The sequence below is a fragment of the uncultured Tateyamaria sp. genome (assembly GCF_947488715.1).
Lineage (GTDB): Bacteria > Pseudomonadota > Alphaproteobacteria > Rhodobacterales > Rhodobacteraceae > Tateyamaria.
The window spans coordinates 69,478-82,242 of record NZ_CANLAG010000011.1; the positions used below are offsets into that span (position 1 = coordinate 69,478).

The window sequence follows — 12,765 nt, forward strand, 5'->3', positions numbered from 1 at the left end:
GCGCCCTGACAGAGACGAGGACACCTGATGAGCAACGACACCCGCCTGACCGACGCACAGGCACGCGGCGTCAGATACGCCCGCGAACTCGAAGGGCATCTGAGCTGGCTCGACACGTTTTCGGGCACAGCCTTGGGCGTTCTCGCTGTGGCCTCTGGTATCTACACATATCTCGGTGTGTCGTCGCTCTTGGATGAAAACGGAGCGATGTCGGTCTTTGCCGCCATCGCCTATTCGGTTGCCGTGTCGGTCGGCATCTTTGTGTTCTGGTCCTATATGATGCGTCTTTTCCCGGCGGTACGCACCGCTCAGGCGCGCATCGGGTTGATTGTCGCCATGGGAGCGGGGTCGCTGGCGATTGTCGCTATGTCGTCGTGGTTGAACGCCGCCGCTCTGGCGGGGTCCGCTGCTGTTGAACAGCACCTTGCCAAAACGGTTCAGGACTACCAATCCAGCCTTGAGCGTGCGCACGAAGTGGCACTGACCGCGCAATCCCTCGAGCGCGATGTCGCACGTGTACGCCAGTCGTTCGAAGACCTGAGCGAACAGGAAGCCGCCGGTGCGCTGTCCGGATTGGCCGGTCGCGGCGCAGTGTTTCGTGTCCTGCGCCAGAAAGCGGCAGAGTTGTCCGGCCTGGAAGGACAGATCAGCGCCCAAACCCCACTGGTGGAGAGCGCATTTGCCGAGGGCAACGCCATTCTCAGCCGGATGCGTGCGCTTACCGTCGAACCCGGACCGGTAGAGGCCCGCAGCGTCGAGTTTTCGGAACAAGCCGTGCGGCTGGCCGGTCTGATCACCCAAATTCGACAATTGTCTGTGGCCCCTTTGGTTGAGCGCGCCGCACAGGACCTCGCGGCGTCGGTGGTTCTGCCAGAGCTGGACAGCACCACGGAGCAAGGGCGCACGGATCAGGCCGCTACCATTTCGTCGGTGCTCGAAGTATTGGCCCAGCGCGCCACGACCCTCGAACGCGCGGCTCAGGCCGTTGTGGCGCTGCAACCTGCGACGGACGTCACCTATACGCCGATCTCTTCCGCTGACGCCGTGATCCTTTATGCCCGCAATTTCGTGCCCTCATGGGCAGGTGCCATTGCCATTGACCTGCTGCCTGCGGTTTTGGTGTTCATCCTGGCCATCACACAATCCGCCATTCGTGGCGGACGCGAAGGTGCCGCAGTCGAAGACACCTTGACCCTCGCAGAACTGCGCGCAGCCCTTGCCGCAGTGCGCGACGTGGAAACCGCAATGACAGCACCCGACACTACGCCACCGCTAGCACCTGTTGCGCGCCCACCCGCCAAGGCTGCGGAATGAGCACGCAGCCTGTTCGCACGCGCGGCCCCGTCGCGCGCATCCTGATGGGGGTGTTGGTGTTTCAACTGGGCATTGGCGGTTTGCTGATCCTCGGCGATATGCAAGGCCTGCGGCTCCCGACCTTGGGTCCAAGCGCGCCCCGCCTGACCGAACCGGTGCGCCCCGGAGACCAACGCCGCACATTCAGGCCCGACCGCGACCGACCAGTTGTACAACCGGCCCGCAATCCCGGCGAACTGCCCGATCGCCTTGTACTGGCTCAAAGCGACGGCGCAACGTACCGGCTTGAGGGTGGTATCAGCGCTGGCGATGCTGACCGCCTGTCGGATATGCTGACCCAAGCTGAACCAGCACCGGACACCCTCATCCTGCAAAGCCCCGGTGGATCGGTACAGGATGCACTGGCGCTGGGCCGTTTCATCCGCTCGCAAGGCATCAGCACCCGGATGTTGTCTGGCGAATTCTGCTATTCTGCCTGCCCCTACCTGTTGGCGGCAGGCGTAGAACGTGACATCGACCCCGATGCATCTGTCGGCGTGCACCAGCACTACTTTGGCGAAAACACATTTCTACCTGCTGCTTTCGCAGTCGAAGATATTCAGCGCGGCCAAGGTGAGGTCATGACGTATCTCAACGACATGGGCATTGACCCATTGGTTATGCAGCACGCGCTCAGCACCCCACCCGACCAGATTTATGTCCTGCTGCCAGAAGAATTGGACACCTACGGATTTACCCAACCAGCGCAGTGACCAATGGGCGGTCTCATGCTGGAATCGCGCGCCTTGACGTGATACCAAAAGGTATCTAATTAATATGATACCAAATGGAATCATATTGGATGCCAAACATGAAAAAACTCGCTTTCGCGATATGCCTTGCGGCCACATCGGCCTTGGCCAGCGATCCCAAAATCACGCTTGCACCTGTTGAGACCCTCAACTGGGACACAACACCGGAAGGGGTGGCATTTGCCCCATTGTCCGGTGACCGCCACAATGGCGCCTATTTTGCCATGGTTGAATTGCCCGCAGGCACCGTAAGCCCAGCACATACCAAGTCAGCCACCATGTACGGTGTCATGATCAAGGGTCAGATGACGCACTCAATGCCAGACACGGCCAAGGCCCCGGTCGTCGGTCCCGGCGCATATTATGAAATCCCCGGCGGGCTCCCGCATGTCTCGTCCTGCGTATCCGCCACCCCTTGTGTCACGATGCTGTACCAGGACGGGCCATTTGATTTTGTTCCGGTGACACCATGACGGACCAGACACAAAATGCGTTTCGCGCGCTGGCCGATCCAACCCGCCGGGACATCCTGCACATGCTCACAACGCAGGACATGACCATCGGTCAGGTTGCCGGCCGGTTCGATATGACCCGCGCCGCCGTCAAAAAACACCTGACCGTCCTCACCGACGGTGGGCTCATCACGGTCGAAACACGGGGCCGCGAACGTATCAACCGCTTGAACCCCACCGGTCTGGCCCCGGTGCTGAGTTGGTTCGACATCTTTGACCACTTCTGGGACGACCGCCTCAGCGACCTCAAATCCGCCATCGAAAAGGACACCCAATGACCGAGACAGTTCTGCGCAAAACCATTTTCCTCAAGGCCCCACGCGAGCAGGTCTGGGCCTATCTCACCCAGCCTGAACACCTCGCAAAATGGTTTCATGCACCCAAAGAACCGCTCGCGGAAGGCGCGTCTCTGGAGCTGTTCGGCACCAAGAGCGGAGATCTACTGATCTGGGGAAAGGTTGTGACAGCCCGCGCGCCCGAGCACCTCGAGTACACCTTCACCGTCGGCCCCATGGGCGATGCAGTCAGCACAGTCAAATGGACCCTGCGTGAAGTGGCAGGCGGCACAGAACTGGCGCTGTTGCACACTGGCCTGCCACAAGGTGCGGCCGCCTTTGACCTTACCCTCGCCCTCGACAAGGGGTGGGACGATCATCTTATGCAGATGCGCGGCCACATCCACAACAACGGCTGAGCCCCATCTTCCGGTTGCGCCGCTTATCAGAGTGGCGCAGCCGGTCCATCAAACAGAAACGAAAAGGCGCCACAGGTCGCCTTGTGTCAGGCCCACCCGCGCCCTATGTAACCCAGTGACGGGTTCTGCCCTTCTTGTGGACGGTTGCATTCCGGTGGCCTTAAGCAATTCCGAGGGAGCTGGCTCTGTCCGGGCCCTGGCCCGGTTACCTGGCGCCCACCTGTATATACAGGTCCTCGGGAATGAGAGAACCGCACGGTTGAGGTGGTCCCGTCACATAAGCCACAGCGCGCCAATCCGCACGCGCGCACAGAGTTGGTTCGTTCCCGCAAATTGCGATCTTGCCTGACGCCGCTATCTTTGCAGCAACGCAAGGATGAAAGGAGACGTCCATGTCCCTCAGACCCACACTCGAAACCCGGCCAGCACAACCGACACTCGAGGGCGCAGGCGTACACCTGCACCGCGCATTTGGTTTTCAGGACCCAAGCGAACTCGATCCCTTCCTGCTCTTTGACGACTTCCGAAACGATGTGCCGGAACATTTTGAAAAAGGCTTCCCGTGGCATCCGCACCGCGGCATCGAAACGATCACCTATGTGCTTGAAGGCACGGTGGAACACAGCGATTCACTGGGAAATGCAGGGACACTTGGGGCAGGTTCGGTCCAATGGATGACGGCGGGGTCCGGCATCCTCCACCAGGAGATGCCACACGGCAACGCCAAGGGCCAGATGCACGGATTTCAGCTTTGGGGCAACTTGCCCGCCGCCCAAAAGATGACGGCACCACGCTACCAGGACATCACGGGGGCAGACATCCCAGAGATCACCGATGATGACGGCACCCATGTTCGGATCATCACCGGGACGTTCTGGGGGCAAACCGGGCCAGTGGATGGCATTGCCGCGGATCCCCAATACCTCGATATCTACGTCCCACCCGGCATAAAGAAAACCTTCCCCATCGACACGTACCGCCGTGCTTTTGCCTATGTGTTTCAAGGAACAGGCGCCTTTGCCGATGCTTCGGCCCCATCCGGGGTGCTGCTGGAAAAGGAAGTCGCGGGGCAAGAAGTCCACATTCGGGACATGTCCGGCGACCGCACGCTGATCCGGTTTGGTTCAGGCGACGAAGTGACGGTGCAGGCCGGACCTTCGGGCATCCGATTCCTGCTCATCTCGGGCGCGCCTATCGACGAACCGGTCGCTTGGCACGGCCCCATTGTCATGAACACGCATCAAGAGATCGAACAAGCCATGCAAGACTTGCGCAACGGGACTTTCATCAAACCGGCCCATTAGTGCGCCAAGGGTCGGTGGGTGGGCGCCTTTGACCGTGAGGTCAAACAGAGCCACCCGCCGCCCCGACCAAACGCCGGACCATGTCCCAATACTGATCCTGCACACCGACCAGACTGAGCCTGCCGCCCGTGCGGAACCAAGTGTTCACACCAGTCAGCATGGCGATCACAGCCAAGGTTGCAATCTTGCTGTCCGTGACCGCAAACGTGCCTGATGCCACCCCCGCCTGCAGAATCTCTTCCAAAACTGTCTCGTAGCGTCGCCGGAGCGATTCAATCTCCTCGAAATTGTCCGGCTCGAGATTGCGCAACTCCATATACGCAATGAAAACCGCATCGGGACGCTCATGGTGAAAGGCGATGTGAAACCGCACAAATCGCTCCAGCCGCTCGATTGGGCTTGCATCGGGAGCGTCACGGCAGGCCGCCAACAGTTCCACCATATGATCCCGCATCAACTCAAACAGCAGCGTCTGCTTGTCGGGCGTGTAATTGTATAGCGCGCCTGCCTGCACCCCAACTTCTGTTGCGATCTGGCGCATGGAAACCGCTGCGAACCCGTGACGCGCAAAGAGCGTCAACGCCGCTGCGCGGACCCGTGGCCCTGTGATGTCCGAATGTGATCCTGTGGTCCGTGCCATGGGCCGGATTTATCCCAAGCCGAGGATCAAACCAAGCGATGCTTGCACCACGCGGGCCCATGGTGCATCACCATGGCAACAGTGACCGACGTGGACCCGTCTTGCCATGCGCGCAACGCCCATCCTGTTCTGCCTGGTGCTCGCCGCCTGCGCACAATTTCCCGAGCTCGACAGCACGGTATCTCCGGATGTGGCCAACGCCGATTTTCCAGCACTGGTGCCTCTGGAACCACTCTTGGCGGCATCAGACCCGATTGTATCGGATCCGGACCAAACCACACAAACCCTGAACCGGCGCGTCGCCGCCTTGCGTGCGCGGGCCAATGCGCTGCAACGGCGACCGATCGTGGATGCCGCGACGCGCGCGCGGCTGCGGCAGGGCATCCGCTGAAACGGCAGGCAATCGCTGACCGAATGCACAATCGACACCGCGCCGCATTGCAGGGGCAATTGCACCCCCGGCAGGAACCCGCTACATCGCCTGCGACGCCGCGTCCTGCGGCATATGCCCAAAAAAGGACCACCACATGAACACGCCGCTGCGCCTTGGCATTGCCGGACTGGGAACCGTTGGCATCGGAGTGGTCCGCATCATTCGGCAACAGACAGCTCTGTTGTCGGCCCGTACGGGGCGTGAGATTTCGATTTCCGCCGTGAGCGCGCGCAGCCGCACCAAGGACCGTGGCGTGTCCCTTTCCGCCTATGCCTGGGAAGACGACCCCGTCGCACTGGCAACGCGCGACGATGTGGACGTCTATGTCGAGTTGATGGGCGGGACTGATGGCCCGGCCAAAGCGTCGGTTGAAGCCGCCATTGCCGCTGGCAAGGATGTTGTGACTGCGAACAAGGCAATGCTGGCCATACATGGGCAGGCACTGGCCGAGGCCGCAGAGGCGGCGGGCGTATCGCTGCGTTATGAGGCGGCTGTTGCAGGTGGTATCCCTGTGATTAAGGCTCTGACCGAAGGCTTGGCCGGAAACGAGATCAAGCGCATCGTCGGCGTGATGAACGGGTCATGTAACTACATCCTGACACGTATGGAAAACGCAGGGCTGTCTTACGCAGAGGTCTTTGCCGAAGCCGACGGCCTCGGATACCTCGAAGCTGATCCGCAACTGGATGTGGGTGGCATCGACGCCGCGCACAAGCTGGCCATTCTGTCGGCCATCGCCTTTGGCACCCGAGTGGACTTTGACGGCATCGAATTGGAGGGGATCGAACGCGTCAGCATCGAAGACATCCGTCACGCCGCCGACATGGGCTACAAGATCAAACTGCTGGGTGTCGCACAGCGCACCGGGCGCGGCCTGGAACAACGCATGATGCCCTGTCTTGTGCCGGACACTTCCCCGCTTGGACAACTGCAAGGCGGAACCAACATGGTCGCCATCGAAGGTGACGCCGTGGAACAGGTCGTTCTGCGCGGCCCCGGTGCGGGCGAAGGCCCCACCGCATCCGCAGTGATGGGAGATGTCTGTGACATCGCGCGCGGCACACGCCTGCCGGTGTTCGGCCAGCCAGCATCGACCTTGGACAGCGCGCCACGCGCAACATCCGTGCTGCCCGCCCCGTACTATTTGCGTATGTCGCTGGTCGACAAACCCGGTGCATTGGCCAAGATCGCCACAGTGCTGGGAGACGCGGGCGTCAGCATCGACCGGATGCGTCAATACGGACACAGCGACACCTCTGCCCCTGTCCTCATCGTGACCCATACTTGCACACGCGCGGCCGTCGACGCGGCTTTGGCATCCATGCAATCTACCGGGGTCCTTGCCTCGGACCCCGTCGTCTTGCGCATCGAAGCCGTTTGACGCCTCATATTTCAAACAAAAGGACTTTGTTTCATGACTGCTACCGCACAATTTCAGGATCGCCTCCTGTCGCTGGGCCTTGCCCGCGTCTCCGAAGCCGCCGCCCTCGCCTCGGCGCGACTGGTGGGGCATGGCGATGAAAAGGCTGCGGACCAGGCAGCCGTGAACGCGATGCGGGAACAGCTGAATATGCTGGACATCTCCGGTGTCGTCGTCATCGGTGAAGGCGAGCGGGACGAAGCGCCCATGCTCTACATCGGTGAAGAAGTGGGCACCGGCACAGGACCCGGCGTGGACATCGCGCTGGATCCGCTGGAAGGCACTACTCTGACGGCCAAGGATATGCCCAACGCGCTGACCGTGATCGCCATGGGGCCACGCGGTTCCATGCTGCATGCACCAGACGTGTATATGGACAAACTGGCGATTGGTCCCGGCTTTGATACTGACACTGTAACACTGGACATGTCGCCGGAAGAGCGTGTTGCAGCACTCGCCAAGGCCAAGGGATGCACCGCCGCGGACATCACCGTCTGCATTCTGGAACGCCCACGGCACGAACCCATGATCGCCGCAGTGCGCGCAACAGGCGCATCCATCCGTCTGATCACGGACGGCGATGTTGCGGGTGTCATGCACTGTGCCGATCCGTCCACGGGGATCGACATGTATATGGGCGAAGGCGGCGCACCCGAAGGTGTTCTGGCCGCGGCCGCGCTCAAATGCATGGGTGGCCAAATCTACGGCAAGCTGTTGTTCCGCAACGATGACGAAAAGGGCCGCGCGGCGAAGGCGGGCATCACAGACCTCAACCGGATTTACCGCCGCGACGACATGGTCACGCAAGATGTGATCTTTGCCGCCACAGGCGTCACGGATGGTTCGTTGTTGCAAGCGGTCCATCGTGAGCCCGGTTGGTTGACTTGCGAAACCCTGTTGATGCGGTCCAAAACCGGTTCGGTGCGGCGCATGAGCTACCGCACACCGACGCACACGGTCTGATCCTGGCAGCCTTGGGGACGGGTTTTGACCCCGTCCCTTGGGACTTTTGCCTCCGGCGGAGGTATTTGAAGCGAAAGGAAAGGGCTGCGTGGCATTTCTGGGTGTTGAACACTCGTTGACGGGACGGCGTTGGGTGGGTCCGGATGCTGCAACGGACCGGGCCGCTGAAACGCTTGTTCAACAAACGAGCCTGCCGCGTCCGGTGTGTCAGATCCTTGCCCGGATGGGGGTGTCGGCAAACGAAGCACAGGCATACCTCGCGCCGACATTGCGGGATTTGATGCCTGACCCACGCAGTCTGCGAGACATGGAACGTGCAGCGGCCCGGATTTTGGCCGCCGTGTCACAACGCCAACGGATCGCAGTTTTTGCAGACTATGATGTCGACGGAGGCAGTTCGGCGGCTCTGCTGCTCTGTTGGTTTCGGACGCAGGGCATTGCCGCGACGCTTTATGTGCCGGACCGGATCGATGAAGGTTATGGCCCCAACGAGGCGGCCATGTCCGCATTGGCGGCGCGGCACGACCTGATCATCTGTGTCGATTGCGGAACCCTGTCGCACGGCCCTATTGCGGCGGCAGATGGCGCGGACGTTATTGTCCTTGATCACCACCTGGGCGGCGAGACGTTGCCCGATGCGCTCGCGGTTGTGAACCCGAACCGACAGGATGAAAACGGCGATCTGGCGCATCTGTGCGCAGCGGCGGTTGTCTTTCTTGTGCTGGTCGAAGCCGGCAGGCAGATGCGCGTATCAGGCCACAGCGGTCCAAACCTGATGGACATGCTGGATCTGGTTGGTCTTGCCACGGTTTCTGACGTGGCCCCGTTGGTCGGCGTGAACAGAGCCTTTGTCCGGCAGGGGTTAAAAGTCATGGCCCGCAGGGATCGGCCGGGGTTGGTGGCTCTGTCGGATATTGCTGGCCTCGACACCGCGCCGACGCCTTATCATCTGGGATACATGCTGGGGCCGCGGATCAATGCAGGCGGGCGGATTGGGCAGGCGGATCTGGGCGCCCGCCTTTTGGCGACGGATGATCCGCATGAAGCAGCCGCGTTGGCGGAACGGTTGCACAACCTGAACGCAGAGCGACGCGACATCGAAGCCCGTGTCCGCGCAGAGGCCCTCGCCCAATGCGAGGAACGTGGCGCGGATGGGCCATTGGCCTGGGCCGCTGGGCCTGGGTGGCATCCGGGCGTTGTGGGGATTGTTGCCGCCAGATTGAAAGAAGCGACGCACCGACCTGCCGTCGTGATTGGTATCGAAGATGGGATCGGCAAAGGATCCGGGCGCTCGGTCTCTGGCATCGACCTTGGCGCGCCGATACAGCGACTGGCCGCCGAAGGTCTTTTGATAAAGGGCGGAGGCCACAAAATGGCCGCTGGCCTGACAGTGGCCGAGGACAAGATTGACGAGGCCATGGCCCGTTTGGCTGAATTACTATCACGGCAGGGTGCAGATGCGCTTGGCCCTGCGGACTTGCGCCTGGATGCAGCCTTGATGCCCGCGGCGGCGACAATCGAGTTGCTAGAGCAGATCGAAGCGGCGGGACCGTTTGGCGCAGGTGCGCCCGGACCGCGTTATGCCTTTTCGGCGGTCCAGATTTTGCATGCCAGCAGGGTTGGTGAAACGCACCTTAAACTCACCTTTGGCACGCAAGGTGGCACAAGGTTGGACGCAATTGCCTTTGGCGCCTTTGACACACCGCTGGGCCCCGCTTTGTCTGATCATGGCGGCGCGCCGTTTCATTTGGCAGGGCGGCTTGAAATCAACACGTTTCGCGGACGTCAGAGCGTGCAACTGCAACTACAGGACGCGGCGCCGGCCTGACACGAGGGATAGACGCGACAAACTGGTTCAAAGACGATTTTTCCGCTTGCGCCGGAATTGCCGATTAACTAGACAACCGCTCACACCATGTGTCCCGTTCGTCTATCGGTTAGGACGCCAGGTTTTCAACCTGGAAAGAGGGGTTCGATTCCCCTACGGGATGCCATGCATCCAATAAGTTAACGCGTTAATAAACGCTTACGTCTGGAGCGGTTTACGTTGTGAACAGCTGAGACACACTGATCGGTGTCTGTTGGCTCCATGTCCACGGATCGCAAGCCCTGAGCCCCACTGAGCAGAGTCAAGAACCACGCCTAAGCTTGGATCGGGGCGTATCAGCGTCCATCTCGAACTCAGCCCCCCGCCAGTGCACGTTGCACGGTACACAGATCGGGCCGGAACTCAGTCTGTTTTAGCTTCGAATTCCCAGACGCCTTGGATAGCAAAGTAGATGAAGTTTTGGAAAATGTGGCCCGTCATGTTTTCTGGTGCTGTCAGTTCACACAAGCTCTTACACTTTACAGCAACCTCGCAGTCTCATCGCTCAAAATTGCCCTTCGTTACAAACGAAACGACGGCCGTTTACCAACATGGGCGCGCCCTGTTGTCGGGCGCACCCGATGTCAAATGAACCGTTTTGAGAGTTATCAGGCCAATGTGCTGGTCGCGGAGTTTGAGAATGCTTTTGCACCTTTGTCATACCCCAGAACCGGATGCGCGTTGATCCATTCACGTGCAGTCAGTTCGTCAACGATAAAGCGCGCCGCGTCGACAAAGTGGATCTGGAAGTTCCCTCGATCCAGCTTCCCTTCTTGCGCAAGGAAAGGCTTGGTTGGCCCCTTGCGCAGGTAGGTGAGACGCACAATGGTCCATTCCAGGTCTGGGCTTTCTTCAAGGATCGTCTCCATCCGCGCCATGTCCGTATAGGTATTGATTAACAGGCGGCGCAGCAGTCTGGTATAGAAGCCTGGTGCCATATCATTGTCGACGGTCCCGCCAGATGAGAGCACCATAATGCGCTTTACACCAGCCGCGCGCATAGCGGTGCGGATGGTACGTGTCGCGTCGCTATAAAGTGTTGTGAACTTCATCGCCGCGCCAATGCCACCGTGGCCGAGAGTCGAGATCACGACATCAGCACCCTGCATGGCTGTGCTTAAAGTGCCCGCATCCGACAAATCGATCTTGGCAACCTTTACGCCTTTGATGTGCGACAGTGCTTCAGGACGGCGCACGGCCCCGATAACTTCGTGCCCTGCGGCAAGTGCTTGTGTAACGACCTCTTGGCCAGTTGTTCCATTTGCTCCGACGACAACGATACGCATGATGTGTTCTCCTGAGGTTCGATTGGGTTAAGTCAACGTCTTCTGAGGATGAATATGAGTGACACCTGCAATGCGATCCAATAATGAGATCACATCAGGTCATAAGGAAAACAGATGAGGGGTAACATTGATCTAAACCTGCTTGTTGTTTTTGATGCCGTCATGAAAGAGCGTAATTTGCGCGCGGCGGGGGAAAAGTTGAACAGGTCGCAACCTGCAGTCAGTCAAGCCGTGGCACGTTTGCGCGACCTGACAGGGGACCGGCTGTTTGACCGGAGCCCAACTGGGATCATACCAACGCCGCGTGCCGAAGTATTGTGGGCGGAGGTAAGGGACCCACTAGCGTTGTTGCAGCGGACGCTCAGCACCTCGAAATTCGATCCTGCGAAAATTTCAGGTGAGATCGTCTTTGGCGTGTCCGACGATATCCGTATCCTTCATTGGCCGCGTCTGGCAGAGGCAATCCTTTTGCAAGCACCCAATGTGACGCTCAGAATGGTTGAGACCAACCATACGTCTGTTTGGCTCCAGTTGCGCGACGGAACGTTCGACGTAGCGTTGACTGTAGCTGGCCAACCGCCCGCCGGGATGGGTGCTTGCATTTTTAACCAGGACGACTTTGTCTTACTGCACCGAAAAGACCGCAAAGCCCCGAAGACAGCAAAAGCATATGCGGATTGCCGCCAGCTTGCTTTGGTTTTCGACGAAGAACAGCCCGCCTACGCCGACGAAGCATTGGAAGCCGCTGGAGAAGCACGGCACGTCATTGTGCGCACCACGCGTTTTGACGCTTTGCCTCCTATGGTGGCCGAATTGGACGCAGTTGTTGCTCTTCCGCGTTCTATAGCGACACGGTTCGCAGAGACATTCGGTCTGTCAACTTCTCCACTGCCGCTCCCGTTTCCAACTGCAATTCAAAAAATCTGTTGGAACCAAAAGACGCGCAACGATCCTCAAAACAAGTGGCTCCGCGCGCTCCTAAGCGACGTGCTGAACGAAGCATGTGCTATACCGTAGGACACTTTCCCCTTAGCTGCCCCCTAAACTCTTAGCTTCATGGCGCTGTTCACCGGAAGCTGACATTCGCTGGGCCACAATGATTGGTCGAACGCGGCTTTGAGCCGGAACCTGACCGCATTGAACAGTTGACCAGAACCCAACCAAGCGTTGGGCCAGCGGTACCCAAGATGGCTTAACGCAGGCCGCGGGCTTTGCGACGTCTCGACTACGTCCCAGCAAGAAACTTTCAAACTGGGCGTAAAGACAGTCAGACCCGAAGCCAAACCCATGTGAATTGAACACGATGACCAGCCGATGGTGGTCTCCACATGTCGGCTGCTTGCGTTCTGCGGGCCAGTTGTCTCAGTCAGTATTTTCCGCAAACCGAAAGCGCAATGCCATCCGGCACCACACCAATTGCAGATCAAAGCGAAGCCTCATACGAATATCCTTAGGGCCAGGACACATTGAGTGTCAAAGCCAGTAGATAACGATTGCCGCGAGGGCGATTGCTGAAAGGAAGACCTTTGGGCACCTGTCGT

13 protein-coding genes and 1 tRNA gene are annotated in these 12,765 nt (G+C 59.6%); 12 read left to right on the plus strand and 2 right to left on the minus strand.

Features of this window, described 5'->3' with window-relative positions; genetic code table 11:
- The first annotated feature begins 27 nt into the window (after nucleotides 1-27).
- From Q0936_RS19010 to Q0936_RS19035, 6 genes are all read left to right on the plus strand, one after another.
- Nucleotides 28-1,314: a hypothetical protein gene (locus tag Q0936_RS19010; protein ID WP_299294925.1), complete on the plus strand. Its 1,287-nt coding sequence runs from the start codon at nucleotides 28-30 to the stop codon at nucleotides 1,312-1,314.
- Nucleotides 1,311-2,066, plus strand: coding sequence for a hypothetical protein (locus Q0936_RS19015; RefSeq protein ID WP_299294924.1), 756 nt, complete (start codon nucleotides 1,311-1,313; stop codon nucleotides 2,064-2,066). The genes Q0936_RS19010 and Q0936_RS19015 overlap by 4 nt, the downstream gene beginning before the upstream one ends.
- A 98-nt stretch (nucleotides 2,067-2,164) precedes the next feature.
- Complete coding sequence (locus Q0936_RS19020; RefSeq protein WP_299294923.1) at nucleotides 2,165-2,578, plus strand: DUF4437 domain-containing protein; 414 nt, start codon at nucleotides 2,165-2,167, stop codon at nucleotides 2,576-2,578.
- Nucleotides 2,575-2,895 (plus strand): metalloregulator ArsR/SmtB family transcription factor, encoded by a 321-nt coding sequence (locus Q0936_RS19025; RefSeq protein WP_299146031.1) that lies wholly within the window; start codon nucleotides 2,575-2,577, stop codon nucleotides 2,893-2,895. Before Q0936_RS19020 ends, Q0936_RS19025 begins: the two co-directional genes overlap by 4 nt.
- Entirely contained in the window at nucleotides 2,892-3,311 is a 420-nt protein-coding gene (locus tag Q0936_RS19030; RefSeq protein ID WP_299294922.1) for an SRPBCC domain-containing protein, read from the plus strand. Before Q0936_RS19025 ends, Q0936_RS19030 begins: the two co-directional genes overlap by 4 nt.
- Nucleotides 3,312-3,703: 392 nt before the next feature.
- Nucleotides 3,704-4,615, plus strand: a complete 912-nt coding sequence (locus tag Q0936_RS19035) for a pirin family protein (RefSeq protein WP_299146033.1) — start codon at nucleotides 3,704-3,706, stop codon at nucleotides 4,613-4,615.
- 40 nt (nucleotides 4,616-4,655) lie between these two features.
- Here the strand turns inward: Q0936_RS19035 and Q0936_RS19040 are convergent, their stop codons facing one another.
- Nucleotides 4,656-5,255, minus strand: a complete 600-nt coding sequence (locus Q0936_RS19040; protein WP_299294921.1) for a TetR/AcrR family transcriptional regulator — start codon at nucleotides 5,253-5,255, stop codon at nucleotides 4,656-4,658.
- Between the two features lie 106 nt (nucleotides 5,256-5,361).
- On the opposite strand from Q0936_RS19040, the gene Q0936_RS19045 reads away from it, so the two are divergent.
- The 5 genes from Q0936_RS19045 to Q0936_RS19065 all read left to right on the plus strand — a co-directional run bounded on the left by Q0936_RS19045 (nucleotide 5,362) and on the right by Q0936_RS19065 (nucleotide 10,065).
- Complete coding sequence (locus tag Q0936_RS19045) at nucleotides 5,362-5,646, plus strand: hypothetical protein (protein WP_299146035.1); 285 nt, start codon at nucleotides 5,362-5,364, stop codon at nucleotides 5,644-5,646.
- A gap of 136 nt (nucleotides 5,647-5,782) precedes the next feature.
- The gene (locus Q0936_RS19050; RefSeq protein ID WP_299146036.1) at nucleotides 5,783-7,069 is read left to right on the plus strand and encodes a homoserine dehydrogenase; all 1,287 of its coding nucleotides are present in this window, start codon (nucleotides 5,783-5,785) and stop codon (nucleotides 7,067-7,069) included.
- Nucleotides 7,070-7,102: 33 nt separating this feature from the next.
- Nucleotides 7,103-8,071, plus strand: a complete 969-nt coding sequence (glpX, locus tag Q0936_RS19055) for a class II fructose-bisphosphatase (RefSeq protein ID WP_299294920.1) — start codon at nucleotides 7,103-7,105, stop codon at nucleotides 8,069-8,071.
- Between the two features lie 88 nt (nucleotides 8,072-8,159).
- Nucleotides 8,160-9,899, plus strand: coding sequence for a single-stranded-DNA-specific exonuclease RecJ (recJ, locus tag Q0936_RS19060; protein WP_299294919.1), 1,740 nt, complete (start codon nucleotides 8,160-8,162; stop codon nucleotides 9,897-9,899).
- A 91-nt stretch (nucleotides 9,900-9,990) separates the two neighbouring features.
- Nucleotides 9,991-10,065: transfer RNA gene (locus tag Q0936_RS19065), tRNA-Glu, on the plus strand.
- Nucleotides 10,066-10,546: 481 nt separating this feature from the next.
- Here the strand turns inward: Q0936_RS19065 and Q0936_RS19070 are convergent.
- Nucleotides 10,547-11,224, minus strand: a complete 678-nt coding sequence (locus Q0936_RS19070) for an NAD(P)H-binding protein (RefSeq protein ID WP_299294918.1) — start codon at nucleotides 11,222-11,224, stop codon at nucleotides 10,547-10,549.
- A 114-nt stretch (nucleotides 11,225-11,338) separates the two neighbouring features.
- On the opposite strand from Q0936_RS19070, the gene Q0936_RS19075 reads away from it, so the two are divergent.
- Nucleotides 11,339-12,241 carry a LysR family transcriptional regulator gene (locus Q0936_RS19075; RefSeq protein WP_299294917.1) on the plus strand — a complete coding sequence of 301 codons (903 nt, stop codon included), beginning with the start codon at nucleotides 11,339-11,341 and terminating at the stop codon, nucleotides 12,239-12,241.
- The last annotated feature ends 524 nt before the right edge of the window (nucleotides 12,242-12,765 follow it).